21 protein-coding genes and 2 pseudogenes are annotated in these 22,711 nt (G+C 72.2%); 8 read left to right on the top strand and 15 right to left on the bottom strand.

Annotated elements, in window-relative coordinates; genetic code table 11:
- The 4 genes and pseudogenes from EV284_RS21080 to EV284_RS21095 form a co-directional block, all read left to right on the top strand.
- Positions 1 to 420, top strand: a pseudogene (locus EV284_RS21080) (glucose-6-phosphate isomerase); the annotation flags it as partial.
- A gap of 1 nt (position 421) precedes the next feature.
- Positions 422 to 1,300, top strand: a complete 879-nt coding sequence (gnd, locus tag EV284_RS21085; RefSeq protein ID WP_130336553.1) for a phosphogluconate dehydrogenase (NAD(+)-dependent, decarboxylating) — start codon at positions 422 to 424, stop codon at positions 1,298 to 1,300.
- Positions 1,301 to 1,306: 6 nt separating this feature from the next.
- On the top strand, positions 1,307 to 1,900 hold the full coding sequence (locus EV284_RS21090) for a histidine phosphatase family protein (RefSeq protein ID WP_130336555.1): 594 nt from the start codon (positions 1,307 to 1,309) through the stop codon (positions 1,898 to 1,900).
- A 121-nt stretch (positions 1,901 to 2,021) separates the two neighbouring features.
- Positions 2,022 to 2,672 (top strand): TetR/AcrR family transcriptional regulator, encoded by a 651-nt coding sequence (locus tag EV284_RS21095; RefSeq protein ID WP_130336557.1) that lies wholly within the window; start codon positions 2,022 to 2,024, stop codon positions 2,670 to 2,672.
- Here the strand turns inward: EV284_RS21095 and EV284_RS21100 are convergent.
- Positions 2,669 to 3,106 carry a PPOX class F420-dependent oxidoreductase gene (locus EV284_RS21100; protein WP_130336559.1) on the bottom strand — a complete coding sequence of 146 codons (438 nt, stop codon included), beginning with the start codon at positions 3,104 to 3,106 and terminating at the stop codon, positions 2,669 to 2,671. The two genes, EV284_RS21095 and EV284_RS21100, sit on opposite strands and share 4 nt — an antisense overlap.
- Before the next feature lie 246 nt (positions 3,107 to 3,352).
- Between EV284_RS21100 and EV284_RS21105 the strand changes: the two genes are divergently transcribed.
- Positions 3,353 to 4,576: a serine hydrolase domain-containing protein gene (locus EV284_RS21105; RefSeq protein ID WP_130336561.1), complete on the top strand. Its 1,224-nt coding sequence runs from the start codon at positions 3,353 to 3,355 to the stop codon at positions 4,574 to 4,576.
- Between the two features lie 69 nt (positions 4,577 to 4,645).
- Here EV284_RS21105 and ribA read toward each other — a convergent pair whose 3' ends face one another.
- A complete protein-coding gene (gene ribA / locus EV284_RS21110) occupies positions 4,646 to 5,305 on the bottom strand; it encodes a GTP cyclohydrolase II (RefSeq protein ID WP_130336563.1) in 660 nt (219 codons plus the stop codon).
- 39 nt (positions 5,306 to 5,344) lie between these two features.
- Between ribA and EV284_RS21115 the strand changes: the two genes are divergently transcribed.
- Positions 5,345 to 6,121, top strand: a complete 777-nt coding sequence (locus tag EV284_RS21115) for a creatininase family protein (protein ID WP_130336565.1) — start codon at positions 5,345 to 5,347, stop codon at positions 6,119 to 6,121.
- 53 nt (positions 6,122 to 6,174) lie between these two features.
- On the opposite strand, the pseudogene EV284_RS33400 reads toward EV284_RS21115, so the two are convergent.
- The 5 genes and pseudogenes from EV284_RS33400 to EV284_RS21140 form a co-directional block, all read right to left on the bottom strand.
- Positions 6,175 to 7,149: pseudogene (locus EV284_RS33400) on the bottom strand (lysylphosphatidylglycerol synthase transmembrane domain-containing protein); the annotation flags it as partial.
- The gene (locus tag EV284_RS21125) at positions 7,149 to 8,120 is read right to left on the bottom strand and encodes a class I SAM-dependent methyltransferase (protein WP_130336569.1); all 972 of its coding nucleotides are present in this window, start codon (positions 8,118 to 8,120) and stop codon (positions 7,149 to 7,151) included. The pseudogene EV284_RS33400 and the gene EV284_RS21125, both read right to left, overlap by 1 nt.
- Positions 8,117 to 9,316, bottom strand: coding sequence for a glycosyltransferase family 4 protein (locus tag EV284_RS21130; protein WP_130336571.1), 1,200 nt, complete (start codon positions 9,314 to 9,316; stop codon positions 8,117 to 8,119). Before EV284_RS21130 ends, EV284_RS21125 begins: the two co-directional genes overlap by 4 nt.
- A complete protein-coding gene (locus EV284_RS21135; RefSeq protein WP_030809323.1) occupies positions 9,313 to 9,711 on the bottom strand; it encodes a 6-carboxytetrahydropterin synthase in 399 nt (132 codons plus the stop codon). Before EV284_RS21135 ends, EV284_RS21130 begins: the two co-directional genes overlap by 4 nt.
- A gap of 115 nt (positions 9,712 to 9,826) precedes the next feature.
- On the bottom strand, positions 9,827 to 10,810 hold the full coding sequence (locus EV284_RS21140) for a zinc-binding alcohol dehydrogenase (protein WP_130336573.1): 984 nt from the start codon (positions 10,808 to 10,810) through the stop codon (positions 9,827 to 9,829).
- A gap of 107 nt (positions 10,811 to 10,917) precedes the next feature.
- Here EV284_RS21140 and EV284_RS21145 point away from each other — a divergent pair, with 107 nt between their 5' ends.
- Entirely contained in the window at positions 10,918 to 11,712 is a 795-nt protein-coding gene (locus tag EV284_RS21145; protein ID WP_130336575.1) for a CDP-alcohol phosphatidyltransferase family protein, read from the top strand.
- A 2-nt stretch (positions 11,713 to 11,714) separates the two neighbouring features.
- On the opposite strand, the gene EV284_RS21150 is transcribed toward EV284_RS21145, so the two are convergent.
- From EV284_RS21150 to EV284_RS21175, 6 genes are all read right to left on the bottom strand, one after another.
- On the bottom strand, positions 11,715 to 12,479 hold the full coding sequence (locus tag EV284_RS21150; protein ID WP_130336577.1) for an SAM-dependent methyltransferase: 765 nt from the start codon (positions 12,477 to 12,479) through the stop codon (positions 11,715 to 11,717).
- A gap of 63 nt (positions 12,480 to 12,542) precedes the next feature.
- Positions 12,543 to 14,423, bottom strand: coding sequence for a discoidin domain-containing protein (locus EV284_RS21155; RefSeq protein WP_130336579.1), 1,881 nt, complete (start codon positions 14,421 to 14,423; stop codon positions 12,543 to 12,545).
- Positions 14,424 to 14,537: 114 nt separating this feature from the next.
- A complete protein-coding gene (locus EV284_RS21160; RefSeq protein WP_130336581.1) occupies positions 14,538 to 15,902 on the bottom strand; it encodes a GH1 family beta-glucosidase in 1,365 nt (454 codons plus the stop codon).
- Positions 15,903 to 15,931: 29 nt separating this feature from the next.
- Positions 15,932 to 16,771 carry a carbohydrate ABC transporter permease gene (locus tag EV284_RS21165; RefSeq protein ID WP_130337434.1) on the bottom strand — a complete coding sequence of 280 codons (840 nt, stop codon included), beginning with the start codon at positions 16,769 to 16,771 and terminating at the stop codon, positions 15,932 to 15,934.
- Positions 16,772 to 16,781: 10 nt separating this feature from the next.
- Entirely contained in the window at positions 16,782 to 17,765 is a 984-nt protein-coding gene (locus EV284_RS21170) for a sugar ABC transporter permease (protein ID WP_130336583.1), read from the bottom strand.
- Between the two features lie 5 nt (positions 17,766 to 17,770).
- The gene (locus EV284_RS21175; RefSeq protein WP_130336585.1) at positions 17,771 to 19,087 is read right to left on the bottom strand and encodes a sugar ABC transporter substrate-binding protein; all 1,317 of its coding nucleotides are present in this window, start codon (positions 19,085 to 19,087) and stop codon (positions 17,771 to 17,773) included.
- Positions 19,088 to 19,303: 216 nt separating this feature from the next.
- Between EV284_RS21175 and EV284_RS21180 the strand changes: the two genes are divergently transcribed.
- Positions 19,304 to 20,920, top strand: coding sequence for a serine/threonine-protein kinase (locus EV284_RS21180; RefSeq protein WP_130336587.1), 1,617 nt, complete (start codon positions 19,304 to 19,306; stop codon positions 20,918 to 20,920).
- An 11-nt stretch (positions 20,921 to 20,931) separates the two neighbouring features.
- Here the strand turns inward: EV284_RS21180 and EV284_RS21185 are convergent, their stop codons facing one another.
- Together EV284_RS21185 and pnuC are read right to left on the bottom strand one after the other, a co-directional pair.
- Positions 20,932 to 22,044: an AAA family ATPase gene (locus tag EV284_RS21185; RefSeq protein ID WP_130336589.1), complete on the bottom strand. Its 1,113-nt coding sequence runs from the start codon at positions 22,042 to 22,044 to the stop codon at positions 20,932 to 20,934.
- Positions 22,041 to 22,706 carry a nicotinamide riboside transporter PnuC gene (pnuC, locus tag EV284_RS21190; RefSeq protein WP_130336591.1) on the bottom strand — a complete coding sequence of 222 codons (666 nt, stop codon included), beginning with the start codon at positions 22,704 to 22,706 and terminating at the stop codon, positions 22,041 to 22,043. Before pnuC ends, EV284_RS21185 begins: the two co-directional genes overlap by 4 nt.
- Between the last annotated feature and the right edge of the window lie 5 nt (positions 22,707 to 22,711).

The following is a 22,711-nucleotide window of genomic DNA, read 5'->3' on the forward strand; positions in this document are numbered from 1 at the left end:
CCCGTGGACGAGCTGAGCGAGGAGCTCAAGGCCCAGCACGACCTGCTGATGGCCAACTTCTTCGCCCAGACCCAGGCCCTCGCCTTCGGCAAGACGGAGCAAGAGGTCCGCGAAGAGGGTGTCGCCGAGGCTCAGGTGGCCCACCGCACCTTCCGCGGCAACCACCCCACCACCACGATCCTGGCCCCCGAGCTCACTCCCTCCGTGCTCGGCCAGCTCATCGCCCTCTACGAGCACAAGGTGTTCGTGCAGGGCGCGGTCTGGAACATCGACTCCTTCGACCAGTGGGGCGTCGAGCTGGGCAAGGTCCTCGCCAAGCGCATCGAACCCGCCCTCACCGAAGGCGCCGACGTGCCCGGCCTCGACCCCTCCACCACGGCCCTCGTCGCCGCCTACCGCTCCCTCAAGGAAGTGAACTGACATGCAGCTCGGACTCATCGGCCTCGGCAAGATGGGCGGCAACATGCGCGAGCGCATCCGCCGCGCGGGCCACCAGGTCATCGGCTACGACCGCAATCCGGAACTGACCGACGCCAAGGACCTCGCCGAACTGGTCGAGAAGCTCGACGCGCCGCGCACCATCTGGGTCATGGTCCCGGCCGGCACCGCCACCCAGGTGGTCATCGACGAGCTGAAGGACCTGCTCTCCCCCGGCGACGTCGTCGTGGACGGCGGCAACTCCCGCTGGACGGACGACGAGAAGCACGCCGCCGAGCTGGCCATCAAGGGCATCGGCTTCGTGGACGCGGGCGTCTCCGGCGGCGTCTGGGGCCTGGAGAACGGCTACGCCCTGATGGTCGGCGGCGACAAGGAGAACGTCGACCGCCTCCAGCCCATCTTCGACGCCCTCAAGCCCGACGGGCCCTACGGTTACGTCCACGCGGGCCGCGTCGGCGCCGGGCACTTCTCGAAGATGGTCCACAACGGCATCGAGTACGCCATGATGCAGGCGTACGCCGAGGGCTGGGAGCTGCTGGAGAAGGCGAACTCGGTGGACAACGTCCGCGAGATCTTCCGCTCCTGGCAGGAGGGCACGGTCATCCGCTCCTGGCTGCTCGACCTCGCGGTCAACGCCCTGGACGACGACGAGCACCTGGACGAGCTGCGCGGCTACGCCGAGGACTCCGGCGAGGGCCGGTGGACCGTCGAGGCCGCCATCGACAACGCGGTGCCGCTGCCGGCCATCACCGCGTCGCTGTTCGCGCGGTTCGCCTCGCGGCAGGACGACTCGCCGCAGATGAAGATGATCGCCGCGCTGCGCAACCAGTTCGGCGGCCACGCCGTCGAGAAGAAGGGCTGACCCGCCGTGGGGGACCTCCTGCTGGTCCGCCACGGCGAGACGGAGTGGAGCAGGTCGGGCCAGCACACCAGCTGGACCGATCTGTCCCTCACCGAGCACGGCGAGGAGCAGGCGCGTTCACTGACCCCGCTCCTCGCCGGCCGGGGCTTCGCACTCACCCTGACCAGCCCGCTCGGCCGGGCCCGGCGCACCGCCGAGCTGGCGGGCGTGACCGGCGCCGAGGCCGAGCCCGACCTGCGCGAGTGGGACTACGGCGGCTACGAGGGCATCACCACCGTCGACATCCACCGCACCCGGCCCGACTGGGACCTGTGGACCGACGGGGCGGTGCCCGGCCCCGAGGGGCATCCCGGCGAGTCGCCCGAGCAGATCGGCGCGCGCGTCGACCGGGTGCTGGTCCGGGTGGAGAAGGCGCTGGACGCGGACAACGGTGACGTACTGCTCGTCGCGCACGGCCATGTGCTGCGGGTGCTGACGGCCCGCAGGCTGGGTCTGCCACCCAGCGAGGGACGACTGTTCCAGCTGGCCACCGGCACGGTGAGCCGCCTCTCCACCGAGCACGGCCGCCCCGTGATCGCGGAGTGGAACCGGCTGCCCTAGGCGCGGGACGGCCCGGAGCGACCTGTCGGCCGCTCCGGGCCGTCTGCACGTCCGGCCGGCCGGGCTCCTACAATCACCGGCAGACCGGTACGAGCCCCGCCCCATGGCCGGAAGGAACGCGATGAGCAGCGTCGACGAACCGGTGAACCCCGCGCGGCGGTTACCGGACGCCGCCCGCACCCGGTCCGACATCCTCGACGCGGCGACCCGCGAGTTCGCCCGCGCCGGGTACGACGGCGCCCGCGTGGAGGAGATAGCCGCCCGCACCCGCACCACCAAGCGGATGATCTACTACTACTTCGGCGGCAAGAAGCAGCTCTTCTCGGCCGTGCTGGAGCGGGCCTACGGCGCGCTGCACGAGGTGGAGGAGCTGCTGGACCTGGAGCACCTGGACCCGGCCGCCGCCGTCCGCCGCCTGGCCGAGGTCACCTTCGACCACCACGAACGCCACCCGGACCTGGTCCGTCTGGTCGGCATCGAGAACATCCACGGCGGCGAACACCTCGCGGCCGCACGCCGCTTCGGCCGTATCGACTCCCCCGGCCTGGACGCGCTCCGCCGCGTGCTGGACGCCGGGCGGGAGCAGGGAGCGTTCAAGGCCGACGTGGACGCGGTCGACCTGCACGCGATGATCAGCGCCTTCTGCTTCTACCGGGTCGCCGGCCGCCACACCTTCGGCGCCCTCTTCGACCGCGACCTGGCCGCCCCCGCCCGCCGAGAGCACTACCGCACGATGCTCGCCGACATGGTGCTGGCCTATCTCACCCGCTAGCGCTTCGGCACGCCGTACGCCCGGTCCACGTGCAGCCGGACCACCAGGCGCTTGTCGCGGACCATGGACGCGCGGTAGTCGTCCCAGTCGTCGTGCTCGCCCAGCACCTCGCGGTAGAGCCGCACCAGCTCCTCCACCGTCTCGTCGTGCGGGTCGGCGGCGACCGGGCTCAGCTCGGCCGTGCCCTCGGCGACGGTGTACGCCCAGCGGTCCTCACTGGTGACGTAGTACGACGCGCGCGGGTCGCGGCGCAGGTTGCGGGTCTTGGCGCGGTCGTCGGTGACCGAGACGCGGACGACCCGCTCGTCCGGGTCGTAGGCGTGGACGACGTTCGACATCTGGGGCCGCCCGTCCCGCTTCAGCGTGACCAGCACCCCGCCGTGCCCCTCGGAAAGCAGCGCCAGCAGCGCGTCCTGCGTCGTGTCCTGAGTCATATCCACGTCAACGGGTGGGGGTTCGGCCGGCATTCCCGGACCGGCAGCGGACTCCAAGCGCGAGTGGCTACGCATGGCTTCCGCTCGCTCACGGTGCGCGACTGTGCGGCGTCGGCGCGGGCGCCGAGTCGTGTCGCGTCGTTCACAAGATCGGCTGAGGACGGGATGCCTGACGGTGATCATGGGCCACGATGAGCGTGGAGACCGGCTCGGCAGCGCAGGGGCCGGCAGGACCGGAGGAGAGCCATGGCACAGCTTCGACAGGAAGTCGCCCCGCGGGACGTGGGGCTGGACGCGAAGGCGCTGGACCGCCTCGACCAGTACGCGGCCGGTCTCGTGGACGAGGGCCGGCTGCCCGGCTTCCTGGTGTCGGTGGCCCGTGGCGGCCGGGTCGCCCATCTGACCGCCTACGGCCACCGCGACCTCGCGGCCGGGCTCCCGGTGGAGACCGACACCCTGTGGCGGATCTACTCCATGACCAAGCCGGTGACGGCGGTCGCGGTGCTGATGCTGGTCGAGGAGGGCCTGCTCACCCTGGACGACCCGGTCGAGCGGTACCTCCCCGAGTTCGCCGACCCCGTCGTGTACGTGAGCGGTTCGGGGGACGACGTACGCACCCGCCCGGCCGCCGGCCCCATCCGCGTCCGGCATCTGCTCACCCACACCTCGGGCCTGACCTTCGCCTTCTACCACGACCACCCGGTGGACGCCCTCTACCGCGCGGCCGGGCTGGAGTCCTCCGTGCCCTCCGGCGCGGACCTCGCCGAGACCATCGCGGTGTACGCCTCCCTGCCCCTCCAGTTCGAGCCGGGCACCCGGTGGAACTACTCGGTCGCCACCAATGTGCTGGGCCGCCTCATCGAGGTCGTCTCCGGCCGCCCGCTGGACGCGTTCTTCGCCGAGCGCGTCCTCGGCCCGCTCGGCATGACCGACACCGGCTTCCACCTCTCCTCCGAACAGGAGCCCCGGCTCGCCGAGTTGTACGGCGAGACCGAGGACGGCGGCATCTCCCCGGTACCGGGGCTGCCGGTGCGCGGGCGCCCCCGCTTCCTGTCGGCGAGCGGGGGGCTCGTCTCCAGCGCGGGTGACTACCACCGCTTCATGGAGTTGCTGCGCCGGGGCGGCGAACTCGACGGCGTCCGGCTGCTCTCCCCCGCCACGCTCGCCCTGATGACCCGTAACCAGCTCCCGGGCGACGCCGTGCTGCGCGAGTTCGGCGCCCCCGCCCACCAGGAGCGCGCCAACGACGGCCTGGGCTTCGGCTTCAACGTCTCCGTCGTCACCGACCCCGCCCGCACCCTGGCCCCCTCCGCGCCGGGCACCTTCGGCTGGACCGGTGTGGCGACCACCGCCTTCTGGGTGGCCCCGGCGCTCGACCTGACCGTGCAGTTCATGACCCAGGTACGCCCCCGCACCCTGAAGATCTTCCCCGAGCTGCGCCGCCTGGTGCACGCATCGGTCAGGGGCTGAACCCCGCCGGAAAACGAGACGTCCGGCCGGAAAGCCCGGCCGGACGTCTCGCATGGGGGAAGGTGGGGTTCAGGAACCGTGGGCCACCGCGTCCAGGTGGGGCAGGTGGTGGTCCAGGCGTTCGCGCTTGGTGCGCAGATACGTGATGTTGTTCTCGCTCGGCTCGATCAGCAGCGGCACCTGCTCGGCGACCTCGATGCCGAACTTGGTCAACGCCTCCCGCTTCCGCGGGTTGTTGGACATCAGTCGGACCGAGCGCACCTTCAGGTCGTGCAGCATCTCCGCCGCCACCCGGTAGTCGCGGGCGTCCACCGGCAGACCGAGCGCGAGGTTGGCCTCGACCGTGTCCAGCCCCTCCGCCTGGAGCGCCATCGCCCGCAGCTTGGCCAGCAGGCCGATGCCCCGGCCCTCGTGACCCCGCAGGTACAGGACGACACCGGCGCCCTCGGCGACCACCGCGCGCAGCGCGGCCGCCAACTGCTCGCCGCACTCGCAGTGCTGGGAGCCGAAGGCGTCGCCGGTGAGGCACTCCGAGTGCAGCCGCACCAGCACGTTCTCGGCCCCGATGTCACCGTGCACCAGGGCGACCTGCTCGTCGCCCCGGTCGTGGTCCAGATAGCCGATCGCCTGGAACTGCCCGTACGCGGTGGGCAGCGGGGTGTTCACGACGCGTTCCGTGCCCGAACGACGCGGGTTCTTCCCGCCGAAGGCGCCGATGTTTTCTGTCATGATCTGATTCCTAAGCAGAGACGAAAGGCCGTGGGGAACATGAGTGGTTCGGACGCGCGACCGGCGGCCTACGGGGTGATGCCCGCGGACACCACCGAGGACGTACGGGCGCGGGGGGCGGGTGTGTCACGTCAGGTCGCCGTCCTTCCCGTGGGGAGCTTCGAACAGCACGGTCCCTACCTCCCGTTGGCGACCGACACGCTGGTGGCCTGCGCCGTGGCGCGGGAGATCGCCGCCGCGTATCCGGTGCACCTCCTTCCCCCGGTGACCCTCGCGTGCTCGCACGAACACGCGGCCTGGCCGGGGACGGTCAGTATCTCCTCCGTTACCCTGCACGCGGTCGTACGTGACATCGCGGACTCGCTGCGCCGCTCGGGCGTGGAGTCGCTCGTGGTGGTCAACGGGCACGGCGGGAACTACGTACTGGGCAATGTCGTGCAGGAGGCTTCGGCCCGGGGCGAGCGGATGGCGCTGTACCCGGCGGCCGAGGACTGGGAGGAGGCGCGGCAGCGGGCGGGTGTGGAGACCTCGCTGCTCACCGACATGCACGCCGGGGAGATCGAGGCGTCCATCCTGCTGCACGCTCATCCCGAATTCCTTCGCCCTGGCCATGAGTCGGCCGATTTCACCGCCGACGACCGTCGTCATCTGCTCACCACGGGAATGTCCGCCTATACCGAATCGGGCGTCATCGGGCGCCCGTCCCTCGCCTCGGCGGAGAAGGGGAAGGGCCTGCTGGCCGGGCTGGTGGAGAACTTCGAGCCGTACTTCCGGCTGCTGACCTCGCCCGAGGCGCCCACCGCGCCGCGCCGGTAGCCGCGCAGGGCGCCGGCCCAGCGGGCCACGAGGACGGCGGCGCCGGGCAGCGCGGCGACGAAGCTGAGCACGCCGTACACCACGGCGACGGCGACGCCGCTGCTCGCGCCGAGTCCGGCGGCGGCGAACGCCCAGGCGGCGACGCCCTCGCGGGGGCCGAAGCCGCCCACGTTGAGCGGCAGTCCCATGGCGACCAGGGCGAGCACCGCGAGCGGCAGCAGCACCGCGACGGACGCCCCGCTGCCCGCGATCCGGGCCGCGACGACGAACATGCCGAGGTGCCCGGCGAGGACGGCCACCGAGGACAGCGCGATGCCCGGCCCGCCCTCCCGCGACAGCAGCCCCTGCCGCGCCTCCCGCAGCAGCCCGCTTCCGGGCAGCGAGCCGGTACGCCGGCCGGGCGCCCGGTTCATGCGGACGGCGACGACGACCGCGAGCGCGCCCGCCCCGGCGAGCGCCACCGGCACCGCGACGGTCCGCAGATCGTCGCGGACCGGGGACGGCAGGGTCAGCAGCAGCGCTGCACCGCAGACGGCGAGCGCCAGCTGCCCGGCGACCCGCTCCAGCACGACCGCCTTGACGGCGCGCCGGATGTCCCCGGCGCTCTGCCCGTGCCGTACCGCCCGGTGCACATCGCCGAGGACGCCCCCGGGAAGCGCCGCGTTGAGGAACAGGGCCCGGTAGTAGTCGGCGACCGCGGCCCCGAGTGGCAGCCGGATGCCGAGGCCGCGCGCGGTCAGCTGCCAGCGCCAGGCGCTGAACACGGTGGTGACGGCGCCGATCCCGAGGGCCGCGAGCACGGTGACCGTGTCGATCCGGCGCAGCCCGTCGACCAGCGGCCCGGTTCCCAGCCGCCACAGCAGCACGCCGAGGATGGCGACGCCGACGACCGTGCCGGCGTGGGTGCGCAGCGTGCGCCGGGCAGTGACGTCTCCCCCGGGGGCGCCGGGCGGCCGGGCGGGCTCCGACGGCTCCGGAAGGCCGGTGTCGCGGGCCTCCGCGAGCGCCTCGCCCGTCCGCCCGTTCATCACGCCTCCACCGGCCGGGGCACCGCCAGCAGGTCGGTGTGGTGCACCACGACCTCCAGCTCGCCGGCCTCGCACGCGGCCAGCCGGTCGCGCAGGTAGTCCTCGGCGCGGGTGCGCAGGGCGGGCCGCTCCTCGACGGCCGCGCCGACCCAGCCGCGCAGCCACTGCGCGGTGAGCGCCGCGTGCTCCGGGCCGAGCCGCCAGGGGCTCGGGTGCACCCGCACCGACGCGCCGTGTCCGGCGAACGCCTCGCTGGCCGCGGTGACCGCGTCCGGGCCGAGCAGGCCGCCCCGGCGCTGGTGGGCGTTGAACGCCTCGGCCAGGTCGGCGTCCAGTGGGTCGGGGGACGCGAACTCGACGCGCCCGGCGACCGAGAGGGTGAGCAGGGCGGGGCTGCCCGCGCCCGCGCAGGCGGCGGCCAGCGTCTCGATCTCGGGGCGGGTGAGCACGTCCAGCAGCGCGGACGCCGTCACCAGCGAGGCGCCGGCCAGCGCGTCCGGGGTGAGCCGGGCGACGTCGCCGCGTCGGGTCTCCACGGTGACCCGGCCGCCGTCGGCGGCGACGCGCGGGGAGGCGACGGCCGCGAAGTGCAGCAGGTACGGGTCCCGGTCGTGCAGCACCCAGTGCTGGGCGCCCTCCAGCCGGGCGGCCAGCCAGCGGCCCATCGACCCGGTGCCGCAGCCCAGGTCGTGGATGACCAGCCCGCCCTCCCGCGGCGGGAGTCCGGCCAGCCGCTTGCCCAGCGGCTCCAGCAGGCCGAGGGCCCGCGCCTCGGCGTCGGCCGGCTCCCTGAGCTGGAGCCACTCCGGCGCGTACCGGGGCCCGTCGTCGGCGTCCCCCTCGCGCAGCCGTACGGTGGCCCGCTCACCGGGGCGGCCGACGGGGCCGGCGCCGGCGATGACGTCGGAGGTGCCGGTGGGCTCGGTGCCGTCGTTCACCCGGTGTTCCTCCTCGGTGGTGGCGTCGGTCATGCGGCCCTCCTGGGGGCGCCGGGGAGCCTGCCGAGGACCCCGGCGAGGCTGCGGGCGGTGGCGGCCCAGCCGCCGAGCGCGCTGCGCCGGCCGCGCGCGGCGGCCTTGAGGCGGCGGCGCACGTCGGGCTCGCCGAACCAGCCGCGCAGTTCGGCGGCGATGGCGGCGGGGTCCTCCGGCGGGACGAGGATGCCGGGCACGCCGCCGTCGGGGGCGCGGCCGACCGCCTCGGGCAGTCCGCCCACGTCGGTGGCGATGACCGGGATGCCGCGGGCGAGGGCCTCGGTGACCGCCATGCCGTAGGTCTCGGCGTAGGAGGTGAGCACCATGAGGTCGGCGGCGGCGTAGCTGGCGTCGAGGTCGGCGCCGGTGCGGGGGCCGGTCAGGTGCAGCCGGTCGGCGAGACCGTACCGCTCGATCTGGGCGCGCAGGGTGTCGACGTACTCGGGGTCGGTGCCGAGGCCGCCGACCAGCGAGCAGGTCCAGGGCAGGTCCCGTACGGCCGCGAGGGCCTCGACCAGGCGGTGCTGGCCCTTGCGCGGGGTGACTGCGGCGACGCACACCAGGTGGGAGACGCCGTCGGTGCCGGGCGCCAGCGGCGCGATGTCGGCGCCGGGGGCGGCGAGGTGGACACGGTCGGGGGCGAGGCCGTGGTGGGCGACCAGGCGGCGTACGGCCCAGTCGCTGGTGGCGATGGTGGCGGGCACCGCGCGCAGCACGGCGCGTTCGCGGGCGTCGAGGTCGGCGGCGACGGCCGGGTCCAGGCCGGTCTCGTCACCGAGCGGGAGGTGGACGAGGACGGCGATCCGGAGCCGTTCGGCCTCGGGGACGACGATCTCGGGTACTCCGCAGGCGACGAGGCCGTCCAGCAGGACCACGGTGTCGTCGGGCATCTGGGCGAGGGTGCGGGCGAGCGCCTCGCGGGCGTCGGCGTCCGGGTCGGGCCAGGCGCCGGGGGCGGCGTGCCGGACGACCTGCCAGCCGAAGCCGGGCAGGTCCAGGCAGACCCGCCGGTCGTAGGCGTTGCCGCCGCTGGGCGCGGCCGGGTCGTCGACGCCGCCCGGCATGACGAAGTGCACGGTGCGCAGCGACATGGGGATGATCCCGAAGTTCTCGGTGTACTCGGTCTTCTTGGTGGCGCGGGGCTGTGCGGGCACGTAGGCGAGGCGGGCCCGGTCCACGGTCAGGTCGCTCACAGGCCACGCTCGTAACTCGCCCAGGCGATGTGGGACTCGTGCAGGGTCACCGAGAGCGCGGACAGGCCCTTCGCGCCCTCGCCGAGCGCCCCCTTGGCGATGCGCTCGGCGAGCCGGTCGGCGACGACCTTCGCCAGGAACTCGGTGGAGGTGTTGACCCCGGCGAACTCGGGGTCGTCGTCCAGGTTGCGGTAGTTCAGTTCGGCCGTGATGGCCCCGAGTTCGCGCGTGGCGAGGCCGATGTCGACCACGATGTTGTCCTCGTCCAACTGCTCACGGCGGAAGGTCGCGTCCACCAGGAACGTGGCGCCGTGCAGGCGCTGCGCGGGTCCGAACACGTCGCCGCGGAAGCTGTGGGCGATCATGATGTGATCGCGGACGGTGATGCTGAACAACGGACGACCCTCCAGGTGCGGCGCGTCTGGTCCCCCGAGGTTCCCTGCCGGGGGTTGCCGGGTTATACGGTTCCTCGGTTCCCCGTGTTCAGCCCTCTCTCACTCTTTTCTCAGGTCAGGCCGGGTCGGGATAGCGGATGCGGTGGCACAGGGCGGGGATCTCGCCGCTCGTCAGGCGGGGCATCAGCTCGGGGAGTTCGCTGAAATCGCTCTCTCCGGTGATGAGCGCGTCCAGCGCCGGGTCGGCGAGCAGGTCCAGGGCAAGGGTCATCCGCTCGGCGTAGCCCCGGCCGGGGCGGGCGGCCGGGGAGACGGTGCCGACCTGGCTGGCGCGGAGGGTGAGCCGGCGGGAGTGGAAGGCTTCCCCCAGCGGCAGGGTGACGCGCCGGTCGCCGTACCAGCTGAGCTCCACGACGGTCCCCTCGGGGGCGAGGAGTTCCAGGGCGCGGGTGAGGCCCTGCTCGGTGGCGCTGGCGTGGAGGACGAGGTCGCGCTCGCCGGCGGCCTCGTCGGGAGTGGCGAAGTCGACGCCGAGGGCCTTGGCAGTCTCGGCGCGGGCCGGGTCGGCGTCGACGAGCTGGAGCCGGATGCCGGGGAAGCGGGCGAGCAGGGCCGCGACCGAGCAGCCGATCATGCCGCCGCCGACCACGCTGATCCGGTCCCCGATCTGCGGGGCCGCGTCCCACAGGGCGTTCACGGCGGTCTCCACGGTGCCGGCGAGCACGGCCCGCGCGGCGGGCACCCGGTCGGGCACGACGGTCACGGCGCTCACCGGAACGACGTAACGGCTCTGGTGCGGGTGGAGGCAGAAGACCGTACGGCCGATCAGCTCACCGGGTCCCCGCTCGACCACGCCGACGCTCAGATAGCCGTACTTCACCGGGGCCGGGAAGTCGCCCTCCTGGAACGGCGCCCGCATCACGTCGTGTTGGCTCTCGGGAACGCCGCCGCGGAACACCAGGGTCTCGGTGCCGCGGCTGACCCCGGAGTACAGGGCGCGCACGAGGACCTCGTCCGCACCGGGCTCCGGGAGGGTGACGTCGCGCAGCTCGCCGTGGCCGGGTGAGCTGAGCCAGAACGCGCGGGCGGCGGGGTTCATCGGCATCCTCCTGAACGATCGGGAACTTGCTCACGTACCGAGAAGGGCACAGGCCGCGCACAGTACGCGGCCTTGATCGACTCTGTCACTCGGCCGGAGGATGCGCGGTGGCCCTGAACAACACGTATGACGCGAGGCTCCAGCAGGAGACGGCCGTGGGAGCGGGCGTACAGATCCTGCTGCTCGCCCTGCTCGGCACGGCCATCGGCATGGGGGTGGCCGGCTGGCTGTCGGGGCTCGCCTTCGCGTTCGCCACCTGGGCGGTGCTCTCGCGCGCCCTGCACCGCTCCGCGCTGCGCTCCTTCGGCCCGGCGAACCGGGTCACCCTCGGCCGGGCCACCCTGGTCGGCGGGGTCACCGCGCTGGTCGCGGACTCCTTCCAGAGCGCTCCGCCGGTCACCCTCCTGGTCGGCCTGACCGCCGTCGCCCTCATCCTGGACGGCGTCGACGGCAAGGTCGCCCGCCGCACCGGCACCTCCAGCGCGCTGGGCGCCCGCTTCGACATGGAGGTGGACGCCTTCCTCATCCTGGTCCTCAGCGTCTACGTCTCCACCCGCCTGGGCCCCTGGGTCCTCCTCATCGGCGCGATGCGCTACGCCTTCGTGGCAGCCGCCCGCTTCGCCCCCTGGCTCAACGCCCCCCTCCCCCCGTCCTTCGCCCGCAAGACGGTCGCCGCCGTCCAGGGCATAGCCCTCCTGATAGCCGGCTCCTCCCTGCTGCCGCACCCAGCCGAACTCACTGTGGTCATGGCGGCCCTGGGCTCCCTGGTGTGGTCCTTCGGACGGGACGTGGCGTGGCTGTGGCGGCACGGGCGGGCCACGGCGGTCACCGCGGAGGCCCGCCCCCAGGAGGCCGCGCCCGCCCAGCCGGCACTGCTGGAGCTCGAGCTCGCGGTGCGCTGACCTCAGGGAACCCGCGCCACCCCCACGTAGAAACCGCTCCGCTCCTGCGCGGGCGCAGGAGCCTCCTGGTACCACTCGGTGGCGAACACGAGCCCCGGGTCGACCAGTTCGAGGCCCTCGAAGAACGGCTCCACCTCCGCCCGGGTGCGCATACGGAGCGGGATCGTGCCCTTCTTGTAGGCCGCCTCCACCTGCCGGCGGAGGTCCGGGTGCTGGTCGGCGGTGCCGTGGGAGAGGACGAGGTAGCTGCCGGAGGGGAGGGCGGACAGGAGGGTGCGGGTGAGGGCGTAGGGGTCCTCGGCGTCGGGGAGGAAGTGCATCAGGGCGATGAGGGAGAGGGCCAGGGGACGGTCGAAGTCCAGGCGTTCACGGGCGTGGGCGAGGATCGCCTCGGGGTGCCGTACGTCGGCGTGGACGTAGTCGGTCGCGCCCTCCGGGGTGCTGACCAGGAGGGCCTCGGCGTGGCGCAGCACGATGGGGTCGTTGTCGACGTAGACGACGCGGGACTCCGGGCGGATCGCCTGGACGATCTGGTGCAGGTTCGGCTCGGTGGGGATGCCGGTACCGATGTCCAGGAACTGGTCGATGCCCCGCGCCGCCAGCCATGCGGAGGCGCGGTGCATGAACTCCCGGTTGCGGGCGGCGCTGCGCCGGGACTGCTCCGGCAGCGTCTCCCCTATCCGCTGGTCGACCGGGTAGTTGTCCTTCCCGCCCAGCAGCCAGTCGTAGACGCGGGCGGGATGGGGCTTGCTGGTGTCGATCTGCACGGGACACTCCTCCGGCGCGGGGACACGTAACTGGCCTGCGCCGAAAGGGTATCCGTCGGCCGGCTACCGCTTCTGTTCCACGCGCACCCAGTCCACCTCCGCCTGCACTCCCCCGCCGGCGATCCGGTCCACGCTGGACTGCGGCAGCCCCCAGTACGGCGAGGTGACCTGGTTCCAGCCGGCCGGGTAGGCACCGCCCAGCGCGAGGTTGAGGATGACGTACTGGTTGTGGTCGAACACCCACTGCCCGCGCGTCGATTCCAGCTTGTTGCGGGTGGTCTCCTGGACGAGGCGGTCGTCGACGTAGAACCGCATCGCGGTCGGTGTCCACTCCACCGCGTACGTGTGCCACTGGTCGGCGCGGCCGCCGTTCGGGTAGGTCTGGCGGGCGCCGATGTTGCCGTCCGCCGAGTATCCGGGCCCGTGCAGCGCGGAGCTGGTCCAGTCGCCGTAGCCGATGTTCTCCATGATGTCGGTCTCGCCGGACGCGGGCCAGGAGACGGACGGGTCGTCCACGTTGCTGCCCAGCAGCCAGAAGGCGGGCCAGAACCCGTCGCCGACCGGCAGCTTCATCCGGGCGCTGACCTTGCCGTAGCTGAAGTCGAACTTGGTGTTGGTGTCGATCCGGCCGGAGGTGAAGTCGTAGGTGCCGCCGCCCGCCTTGGTGCAGCCCTTGCAGTACTTGGCCCGGAGGATCAACTCCCCGTTCTCGGTACGGATGTTGTCGGTGGAGTCGACGTACGCCTGGGACTCGCCGTTGACCGATCCCATCTCGGAACCGGTGCGCACCACGCGCCACTTGGAGCGGTCGAGGGCCGTGCCGGTGAAGTCGTCGAAGAACGTGGTCTGGTAGGTGCCGGACTGCTCGCCGGGCAGCGCCGGGTAGGACGCGGAGGCGCTGCCGCCGGTGCCCCATACCTGGAACTCGTAGAGGGAGTAGCCGAACTGCGCGGTGGAGGGCGCCGGGTTGTAGAAGGAGCGGCGCTCCTTGCCCAGCATGCGGACATAGCGGCCGGTGGCCGGTGTCGGGAGGGCGACCGTGTCGTGCAGTCCGGCCGCGTCGCCGGGCGCCTGCACGTTGGCTCGGCGGGCCGAGACCTCGGCGGCGGACGGCTGGTACACGGTGCGCCAGGTGCGGTTGTCGTCGGAGACTTGGAGCAGGTAGTCGACGGCGTAGGCGGACTCCCAGTACAGGTCGACGGAGGAGATGGTGGAGGTCGCGCCGAGGTCGACGGAGACCCACCGGTCGGCGGTCCAGTCGCTGGACCAACGGGTGCTGTCGCCCTTGAGGCCCGCGGGCCAGCCGCCGTCGGTGACGAACGCCGGTGAGTTCCCCGCGTGCTGGTAGAGGTTGGAGTACGCCGGGTGGTTGAGCGCGAGGTTGGTGCGGGTGGTGGAGGCGGGCGCGGGTTCGCCCCCGTAGACCTTGAAGGAGTAGAGCGAGTAGCCGTAGGGCGTGGCGCGTTCGAGGCCGCGCATCCGGACGTAGCGGCCGGTCACCTCCTGCGGGTAGGTGTGCGCGGTGACGGAGCCGCCGGTGCCCGCGGTCTCGGTGTAGAACGGCGTCCAGTCGGTGCCGTTGCGGGAGACCTCCAGCACGTACCTCTTGCCGTACGCGGCCTCCCAGTCGAGGACCACGCGGTCGACGCGGATGGTGCTGCCGAGGTCGACGCGGATCCAGGCGTCGTCGGCGAAGTTGCTGGACCAGCGGGTGGCGCCGTTGCCGTCGAAGGCGAGCGCGGCGGCGGTCCCGGCGTTCTCGCTGCCGGAGGCGGTGACGGCGGCGGGGTTGGCGGCGTAGGCGGTGGCGGCGCGGTCGGTGTCCCAGGCGGCGGCCGCGGCGGCCGGTGCGGCGGTGGCCGGGGCGGTCAGGGCCGTGGCCCCGGTGAGCAGGGCGAGGGCGGCGAGGGCGGTGAGCAGGGTGCGGGGGGTGCGTGACGGCATGCGGCTCTCCTCGGGAGGATCTGTCGGCGGTGCGGGGCCTGGACAGTGCGGTGCCTGGTGCGTGTCACATGGAAGGTGGGGGCGGGCGCGGGGTGAGCGCGCCCGCCGGGGGGCTCAGGCCGCGCGGCGCCCGAGCTTGCGGTGGGTGTCGATGATCTCCGCGTACCGGCGTCCGCTGGCCTTGATGGTGCGGGCCTGGGTCGCGTAGTCGACGTGGAAGAGGCCGAAGCGCTTGTCGTAGCCGTACGCCCACTCGAAGTTGTCCATCAGGGACCAGGCGAAGTAGCCGGCGAGCGGCGCGCCCTTGGCCGCTGCGGAGGCGCAGGCGGCGAGGTGGCTCTCCAGGTAGGCCCGGCGCTCGGGGTCGTCGACGGTGCCGTCCGGACCGACCCGGTCGGGGAAGGACGAGCCGTTCTCGGTGACGTAGATCCTGCGGGCGCCGTACTCCTCGGTGAGGCGCAGCAGCAGCGTCTCGATGCCGCTCGCATCGATCTCCCAGTCCATGCCGGTACGCGGTACGCCCTCCCGGCGCACGGAGCGGGTGTACGGAGCGGGCCCGTCGGGGTCGTCGGCGACGTGGGCCGGCATGTAGTAGTTCAGGCCCAGCCAGTCCAGCGGGGCGGCGATGGTCTCCAGGTCGCCCGGTTTCTCGGGCAGTTCCACGCCGTACACCTCGACCATGTCGGCGGGGAAGCCGCGGCCGTGCACCGGGTCGAGCCACCAGCGGTTGACGTGGCCGTCCTGGCGGTGCGCGGCGGCCACGTCCTCGGGGCGGTCGGTGGCGGCGTGCACGGTCGAGAGGTTGGTGACGATGCCGACCTCGGCGCCGGGCGCGGCGGCGCGGATCGCCTGGGTGGCGAGGCCGTGGCCGAGGAGCAGGTGGTAGGAGGCGCGTACGGCCGCGGTGAGGTCGGTGAGGCCGGGAGCCATCTTGCCTTCGAGGTGGCCGATCCAGGCCGAGCAGAGGGGTTCGTTCAGGGTGGCCCAGTGGGTGACGCGGTCACCGAGCCGTTCGGCGACGGCCGAGGCGTACGCGGCGAAGTGCTCGGCGGTGTCCCGCTCCGGCCAGCCGCCGCGGTCCTGGAGCACCTGCGGCAGGTCCCAGTGGTACAGGGTGACCGAGGGGGTGATGCCCGCCTCCAGCAGGGCGTCGGTCAACTCGTCGTAGAACGCCAGCCCCTTGGCGTTGACCGGCCCGTCGCCGCCGGGCATCACCCGCGGCCAGGCGACGGACAGCCGGTACATGTCCACGCCCAGTCGGCGCATCAGCCCGAGGTCGTCGCGCCAGCGGTGGTAGTGGTCGCAGGCGATGTCGCCGTTGTCGTCGCCGTCGATCTTGCCGGGGGTGTGCGAGAAGGTGTCCCAGATCGACGGTGAGCGGCCGTCCTCGGCGACGGCGCCCTCGATCTGGTACGCCGAGGTGGCCGTTCCCCAGCGGAAGTCGTCCGGGAGGGCGGCGAGGTCGATGGGCTCGGACATGGAAGTCCCTTCGAGGTGCGGGGAGTCGGTCACTTGACGGCGCCCGCCGTCAGTCCGGTGACGAGATAGCGCTGGAGCAGCAGGAACCCGGCGACCACGGGGACGCTCACCACGAGCGAGGCGGCCATGATCTGGTTCCAGTAGACGTCGTAGAGGGTGGAGTAGCCCTGGAGTCCGACGGCGAGGGTGCGGGTGGTGTCGTTGGTCATCACGGACGCGAAGAGGACTTCTCCCCACGCGGTCATGAAGGCGTAGACGGCGACGGCGACGATGCCCGGCACCGCGGCCGGCACGACCACCCGGAACAGCGCGCCGAGCGGGCCGCAGCCGTCCACCAGCGCCGCCTCGTCGAGGTCGCGCGGCACCGAGTCGAAGTACCCGATCAGCATCCAGATGGAGAACGGCAGCGAGAAGGTGAGATAGGTCAGGATCAGCCCGGCGCGCGAGCCGAACAGGGCGATCCCGGTGGCGTTGCCGATGTTGATGTAGATCAGGAACAGCGGGAGCAGGAAGAGGATGCCGGGGAACATCTGCGTGGACAGCACGGTGACCGTGAAGACGCGCTTGCCCCGGAAGTCGTAGCGGCTGACCGCGTAGGCCGCGAAGACGGCGATGACGACCGAGCAGATCGTGGCCGAGCCGGCGACGATCAGCGAGTTCACGAAGTACCGGGCGAGCGGCACGGTGGACCAGATGTCGATGTAGGGCCGGATCGTGAGCTGGCTCGGCAGCCAGCGGAACGTGTCGGTGACGTCGGCGAGCGGCTTGAGCGAGCTGGAGACCATCACATAGACGGGCAGCAGGACGAAGCTCGTGAGCAGGGTGAGGAAGATCCGGCGGGACCACAGGAACGAGCGGGGCGGCGCCATGGGCGACGAGTCAGCCATTTCCGGCCCTCCTTCCGCGTGAGGTGAACAGCAGGTATCCGCCGGTCACGGCCAGCAGGAAGAGCAGCAGCAGGACGGACATGGCGGAGCCGGTGCCGAAGTCCCAGGTGAGGAAGGTGGTCTGGTAGATGTGCACGGAGATCAGGTCGGCGGCCTCGGGTGCCGCCCGGCCGAACAGGACGTAGGGGGTGTTGAAGTCGTTGAACGTCCACAGGAACAGCACCAGGACCAGCACCTGGTTGACCGGGCGCAGGGACGGCAGGGTGATGCGGCGGATCTGCTGCCACACGCCGGCGCCGTCCAGGGCGGCCGCTTCGTAGAGTTCGCGCGGGATGTTCTGCAGGCCGGCCATCACGATGAGGAAGGCGAACGGCCAGCCCTTCCACACCGAGACGGTGAGCAGGGCGTAGAAGCTGTTGTCGCCGATGAGCCAGAAGGACGGCTTGTCGGTGACGTGGAGCTGGTCGTGCAGGACGTGGTTCACCAGCCCGTTGTCGTGCTGGAACATGAACACCCAGGTGATGACGGCGGCGTAGACGGGCAGCGCGTACGGCACCAGGAACAGGGCGCGCAGGATGCCGCGGCCCCGGAAGGTGTCCTGCATGAAGACGGCGGCGGCGGTGCCGAGCGCCCAGCACAGGGCGACGGAGAGCAGGGTGAAGCCGACGGTGACGGCGAAGGAGCGCAGCAGCGCCTCGCCGGCCGGGGCGTCGAAGTCCACGGCCACGCGGTAGTTGCGCAGGCCGGTCCAGGGGGCGTTGCTCCAGTCGCGCAGGGTGAAGCGGGTGATGGACCTGAAGCTCATCAGGGTGCCGATGACCATCGGGACCAGATGCACGAGGAGTTCGAAGACCAGGGCGGGCAGCAGGAGCAGGTACGGGAGCGCGGTGCGGCGTGACCGCCCGGTGCGGCGCGGGTCGCGCGCCGCACCGGGGGTGTCCTCGCGCACCGGTTCCTTCAGAACGGTGGAGGTCATGGACGTCAGGCCGCCGGCATCTGCTGCTGGGCCTTCTCCAGCTTGGCCTTGACGGAGGCGGTGGTGATCGCGCGCCCGGCGGCGGCGTCGGCGAAGAGGTCCTTCACCGCGGTGCCGACGGCGGTCTCGAACTGCGACTCCGTGGCGACCTGCGGCAGCGGGGCGGCGCTCTTGGCGAGGGTGTCCTTCAGCACGGCGGTGGACGGCCCGTCGAAGGCGGGGTCTCCCTGCGCGGCCTTGACCGGCGGGATGGAGCTGTACGCCTTGTTGAGGATCTTCTGCTCGGCGTCGCTGGTCATGAACTTCACGAACTCGGTGGCGCCGTCGAGGTTGTGGCTGTCCTTGAAGACGGCGATGTTGATGCCGCCGGCCATCGAGTTCACCTGGGTGCCCTGCCCCGGTGCGCCGCTCTGGACGGGTACCGGTGCCGCGCCGAAGGCGTCCGCGGACATCCCCTGGGACTTGAGGTTGGCGTCGGCGGACTGCCACAGCAGCATGGCCTGCTTGCCCTTGGCGAAGTCGCTGACGGACTGGTTCTGGGCGTACTCGGCGTTCCCCGGCGGGATCACCTTGTCCTTGGCCATGAGGTCGACGTACTGCTTGACGGCGTCGACCGCCTTGGGGCTGGTGAAGTCGGGCTTGCCGTCGGCGGTGAAGAACTCGGCGCCGTGCTGCTTGGCGAAGACGAAGACGTGGTGGATGTTCTCGGAGACGTTCGCGCCCTCGGCACCGAGCACCGACTTACCCTTGGCCCTGATCTTGGCACCGTCCGCGACGAGTTCGTCCCAGGTGGCCGGGGGCTTGGCTATGCCGGCGTCGGCGAAGATCTTCTTGTTGTAGTAGAGCGCGTACGACATCGAGTACAGGGGGACGCCGGCCGGGTCCTTGCCCTCGACGCCGGTGGAGCCGAGGGCCGAGTCACCGAAGCGGTCGCGCCCGCCGATCTTGGCGAAGTTCTTCTCGTCCCACGGCAGCAGGGCACCGGTGGCCTGCAGGGACGCGGTCCAGGAGTTGCCGATGTTCAGCACGTCCGGGCCCTGGCCGGAGGTGGTGGCGGTGAGGATGCGGTTGAGCAGGTCGGACCACGGTACGACCTCGACCTTGACCTTGACGCCGGTCTGCTGCTCGAACTTGTCCAGCTCGGGCTGGAGCACCTGCTTGTCCACGGCGACGCTGGCGCCCTGGTTGGAGGCCCAGTAGGTCAGCGTCTTGGACGACCCGCCTGCTCCGTCCCCACTGTCCGTACCTCCTCCGCACGCCGTTGCCGCGAGGGCGAGAGACATGACGACGGCGCCTGTGGCCGCGGCTCGGATGCTGCGCATGACTCCAGCGGTCCCTTTCCGGGAGAGGGGAAACCCCGAAAACCGCGTCGGCTCATCAGGGCTTAATTTAGGACGTGAGTTAATCCTCCGGAGGAGGGTGCGTCAAGGGATGCGGCACGGGTAAGTGAGCGGGTCTCGCCTTCTGAGAAGATCACCCGTCAACTGTCCCGCACCAGAGTGCCTTTCGGGGGCCGGGACGAAGGCGAGGGAGAGTCGATGGACACGTCGGGCGAGGCGTTCCCGCCGCTTCAGGCGGACGACCCGGTGGTGGTGGGGGGATACCGGCTGGCCGCGCGGCTCGGCGCGGGCGGGATGGGGCGGGTCTACCTGTCGCACACGCGGGGCGGACGGCCGGTGGCGATCAAGGTCGTACGGTCGGAGCTGGCCGACGACCCCGCCTTCCGGCGCCGGTTCCGCCGGGAGATCGCGGCGGCCCGCCGCGTCCGGGGCGCGTACACCGCGGAGTTGATCGACGCCGATCCGGAGTCCGAACCGCCCTGGCTCGCCACGCTGTACGTTCCGGGGCCCTCTCTGGCGGACGCCGTGGCCGAGCGCGGACCGCTGCCGGTCCCGGCCGTGCTGCGGCTGATGGCGGGCGTGGCCGAGGCGCTCCAGGCGATCCACGAGGCCGGCATCGTGCACCGGGACCTCAAGCCGTCGAACGTGCTGCTGGCCACCGACGGCCCCCGCGTCATCGACTTCGGCGTCTCCCAGGCCACCGACGCCACGTCGTTCACCGCCACGGGTGCCGCCATGGGCACGCCCGTGTTCATGGCCCCCGAACAGGCGTCCGGCTCCACGATCACCCCGGCGACGGACGTCTTCGCCCTCGGCCAGACGGCGGCCTTCGCAGCGCTCGGTGAACCCCTCTACGGTGACGGCCCGTTGCCCGCCGTGCTGTACCGGATCGTCCACTCCGCACCCGATCTGTCGCTGCTGCCGGAGGAGTTGCGGCCGTTGTTCGCCCGCTGCCTGGCCGCCGATCCGACGGAACGGGCCACCGTGGCGGACATCGTCCAGTGGTGCGCGGAGCGCGTGGACCAGGAGGGCCCCGACGGCGGCGCGGGATCGTTCGCCTGGCGGGAGATCAGGGGGTCGGAGCTGACGGTTCCGGCACCCCTGGCCCCGTCGACCGGGCTGCTGCCGCCCACCGCCACGCACTGGCCCTACGCGCCCCCGCCCGCCGAGCCGATGTCCGCCAGGGCGCGTGTGGCGCTGGTCGCGGGCGCCCTCGCGGCCGTCACGTCCCTGGCACTGCTGGGGGGCCTGGCGTGGTCGGCGCTCGGCTCGGTCGGGTCGCACGGGACCACGGCTGCGGGGTCGCAGCGGTTGGGCAGCGGTGCGTCGGGAACGGGAGCGGGCGCCACGGGCTCCGTGAGCGGCCCCGGGAGCGGCTCCGGCTCCGTGGGCGACGCGGTCGAAGCCCCGCCGCGCCCCTCCCCCACCGCCCCCGCGACGCCGCTGCCCATCGCCGAGCCGCTCCAGTCCCTGGACGCGACGAACTCCCTGGACCTCGGAGACCAGGACGTCCGGAAGGACCGCAAAGGCGACATCCGCTTCACCTGCGGCGCGCAGAAGTGCTCGCTGGAGAGCCGCAGCAGCGTGCTCCTCCTGCGCTACGCCAAGCCGGGCGCCACCTACGACTCGTGCAAGTTCGAGGTCCGGGACGCCACCAGCCACAGCCTGCCACTGGCCGCCGTCGCGGCCGGGAGCGAGATCTGCGCCAGGGACCGCGCGGGCAACATCGCCCTCCTGGTGGTCCAGGTCAAGTCGACGGCCATGCCCGACGTGGGCTTCCTCATGACGGACGTGACGGTCTGGCCGCACGCCTGAGCAGGCCCGGCTCAGCCCAGTGGGTCCGCCAGCTGCCAGCCGTCGGCCAGGAGGCGGTCCACCGCTGCGAGGGCCGCGGTGAGGCGGGTCCGGCGGTCGCCGTGGAGTTCCCGCCAGGGGACGCCGGAGGCGGTGAGGGTCTCGCGGAAGCGGTCGGTCATCCAGCCCCGCAGGTGCTCGCCGTCACGCAGGCCGTCGTCGTCGAAGGGGACGTCCTTGTCGGAGGTGAGCAGGTAGAGCGCACGCGGGGGCATCGACTGCGCGAGGTCCTTGACCGGGGCGGTCGTGCGGCCGCGGTAGCGCTCCTGCCAGACGGTGGTGGCCAGGGCGTCGGTGTCGCACACCAGCACCGGGCCGCTGGTACGGGCGGCCCGCTGCTCGGTGCCGTTCTGGCGGCGGGCGACGAGTTCGAAGTCGGCGTCGTCCCAGTCGAGGTCCGCCACGGTCGGCAAAGGCAGGTCGGGGGCCGCCAGCGCGCGGGCGCGGGCCAGCTTGGCGACGGTCAGTTCGCGGCCGTACTCGGGCACCCAGCGGGTGAGCGCGTGCGGGCCGCCCCGGCCGCGCAGGGCGGTGGCGAGGTCGCGGGAGAGGGTGGTCGTACCGGTGGACTCCGCGCCGACCACGACGACTCGGCGGGCCAGCCAGGCCCGGACCGGCGGCTCGATCTCGGCCCAGTGGGCGACGGGGTCCGCGCGGACCTTCGTACCGGAGACGGCGAAGGTGCCCCGGCCGAGGTCCAGCAGCACGGGGGCGGCGTCGAAGCGGCGGGCGAGTTCGGTGCCGTAGGGCTCGGAGCTGAACACCGCGTCGACGGCGGGGGCGTGCGGACTCAGGGCGAGGGCCTGGCGCATCAGGGCGACGTGCCCTTCCCAGGCCGCCTCGCTCTCGTAGTCGACCGGGAGATCGTCCGCGACACCCACGACCGCGACATGCGGGTCGTCGGCCCAGTGTTCGCGAATCCAGGCGACGCGCTCCTCCAACGGGATCGACTCCTGCCCGGCCGCCATGACGACGACCGTGACGGCGTCGCACGCGTCGGCGGCGGAGCGGATCAGGAAGTGGTGGCCGGAGTGCGGCGGGTAGAACTTGCCGATCACCAGCCCGTGGGCGAAGCGGGCGCTCACGCGGTCACCGTCCGGCCGGCTTCCGCCACGGGACCGGTCGCGAGCTCGCGGCGCCAGGAACGCCAGCCGGCCACGCACATCGCCAGGAAGAGCACGTAGACGATGCCGGTGAGGTCCAGACCCTTGCTGAAGTACAGCGGGATGTAGACGAGGTCGGCGGCGATCCAGAAGTACCAGTTCTCGATCTGCTTGGCATTGAGCAGCCACTGCGCGGCCAGCGAGAGTGCCGTGGTGAGGGCGTCCCAGAAGGGCGCGGAGTCGTGCGCACGGGCCAGCAGCACGGTCAGCCCCCAGGTGACCGGCACCAGCAGGGCCAGCAGGACCCACAGGGTGGACCGGGACGCGTGCCCCATGCGCCGGCGGGAGCGCCGCTCCCCACCCCGCAGCCAGACCGTCCAGCCGTAGGCGGCGAGCACCAGGTAGACGACCTGGAGCGAGGCGTCCGCGTACAGCCGGGCACTCCAGAACAGCACCAGGAAGAACAGGTTGTTGGCGATCCCCACGGGGAAGTTCCACACACTCGCCCGTACGCACAGCCACACGCACACCGCCCCGGTGGCGAACCCGAGCAGCTCGGCCCAGGTGACGGCGTCCTGCCCCAGGTGGAACAACTGATGATTCAACGGCGCGATCCAGCCACCAAGAACATCCGCGACAGCCATGACGT

Source organism: Streptomyces sp. BK022 (genome assembly GCF_004217355.1).
Lineage (GTDB): Bacteria > Actinomycetota > Actinomycetes > Streptomycetales > Streptomycetaceae > Streptomyces > Streptomyces griseoluteus.

What these genes read in the sequence shown, in the direction of transcription:
- gnd (WP_130336553.1), top strand. Translation starts at nt 422, where the DNA reads ATGCAGCTCGGACTCATCGGCCTCGGCAAGATGGGCGGCAACATGCGC.
- EV284_RS21095 (WP_130336557.1), top strand. Translation starts at nt 2,022, where the DNA reads ATGAGCAGCGTCGACGAACCGGTGAACCCCGCGCGGCGGTTACCGGAC.
- EV284_RS21100 (WP_130336559.1), bottom strand. Translation starts at nt 3,106, where the DNA reads ATGACTCAGGACACGACGCAGGACGCGCTGCTGGCGCTGCTTTCCGAG.
- EV284_RS21105 (WP_130336561.1), top strand. Translation starts at nt 3,353, where the DNA reads ATGGCACAGCTTCGACAGGAAGTCGCCCCGCGGGACGTGGGGCTGGAC.
- ribA (WP_130336563.1), bottom strand. Translation starts at nt 5,305, where the DNA reads ATGACAGAAAACATCGGCGCCTTCGGCGGGAAGAACCCGCGTCGTTCG.
- EV284_RS21115 (WP_130336565.1), top strand. Translation starts at nt 5,345, where the DNA reads ATGAGTGGTTCGGACGCGCGACCGGCGGCCTACGGGGTGATGCCCGCG.
- EV284_RS21125 (WP_130336569.1), bottom strand. Translation starts at nt 8,120, where the DNA reads ATGACCGACGCCACCACCGAGGAGGAACACCGGGTGAACGACGGCACC.
- EV284_RS21140 (WP_130336573.1), bottom strand. Translation starts at nt 10,810, where the DNA reads ATGAACCCCGCCGCCCGCGCGTTCTGGCTCAGCTCACCCGGCCACGGC.
- EV284_RS21155 (WP_130336579.1), bottom strand. Translation starts at nt 14,423, where the DNA reads ATGCCGTCACGCACCCCCCGCACCCTGCTCACCGCCCTCGCCGCCCTC.
- EV284_RS21160 (WP_130336581.1), bottom strand. Translation starts at nt 15,902, where the DNA reads ATGTCCGAGCCCATCGACCTCGCCGCCCTCCCGGACGACTTCCGCTGG.
- EV284_RS21165 (WP_130337434.1), bottom strand. Translation starts at nt 16,771, where the DNA reads ATGGCGCCGCCCCGCTCGTTCCTGTGGTCCCGCCGGATCTTCCTCACC.
- EV284_RS21170 (WP_130336583.1), bottom strand. Translation starts at nt 17,765, where the DNA reads ATGACCTCCACCGTTCTGAAGGAACCGGTGCGCGAGGACACCCCCGGT.
- EV284_RS21175 (WP_130336585.1), bottom strand. Translation starts at nt 19,087, where the DNA reads ATGCGCAGCATCCGAGCCGCGGCCACAGGCGCCGTCGTCATGTCTCTC.
- EV284_RS21180 (WP_130336587.1), top strand. Translation starts at nt 19,304, where the DNA reads ATGGACACGTCGGGCGAGGCGTTCCCGCCGCTTCAGGCGGACGACCCG.
- pnuC (WP_130336591.1), bottom strand. Translation starts at nt 22,706, where the DNA reads ATGGCTGTCGCGGATGTTCTTGGTGGCTGGATCGCGCCGTTGAATCAT.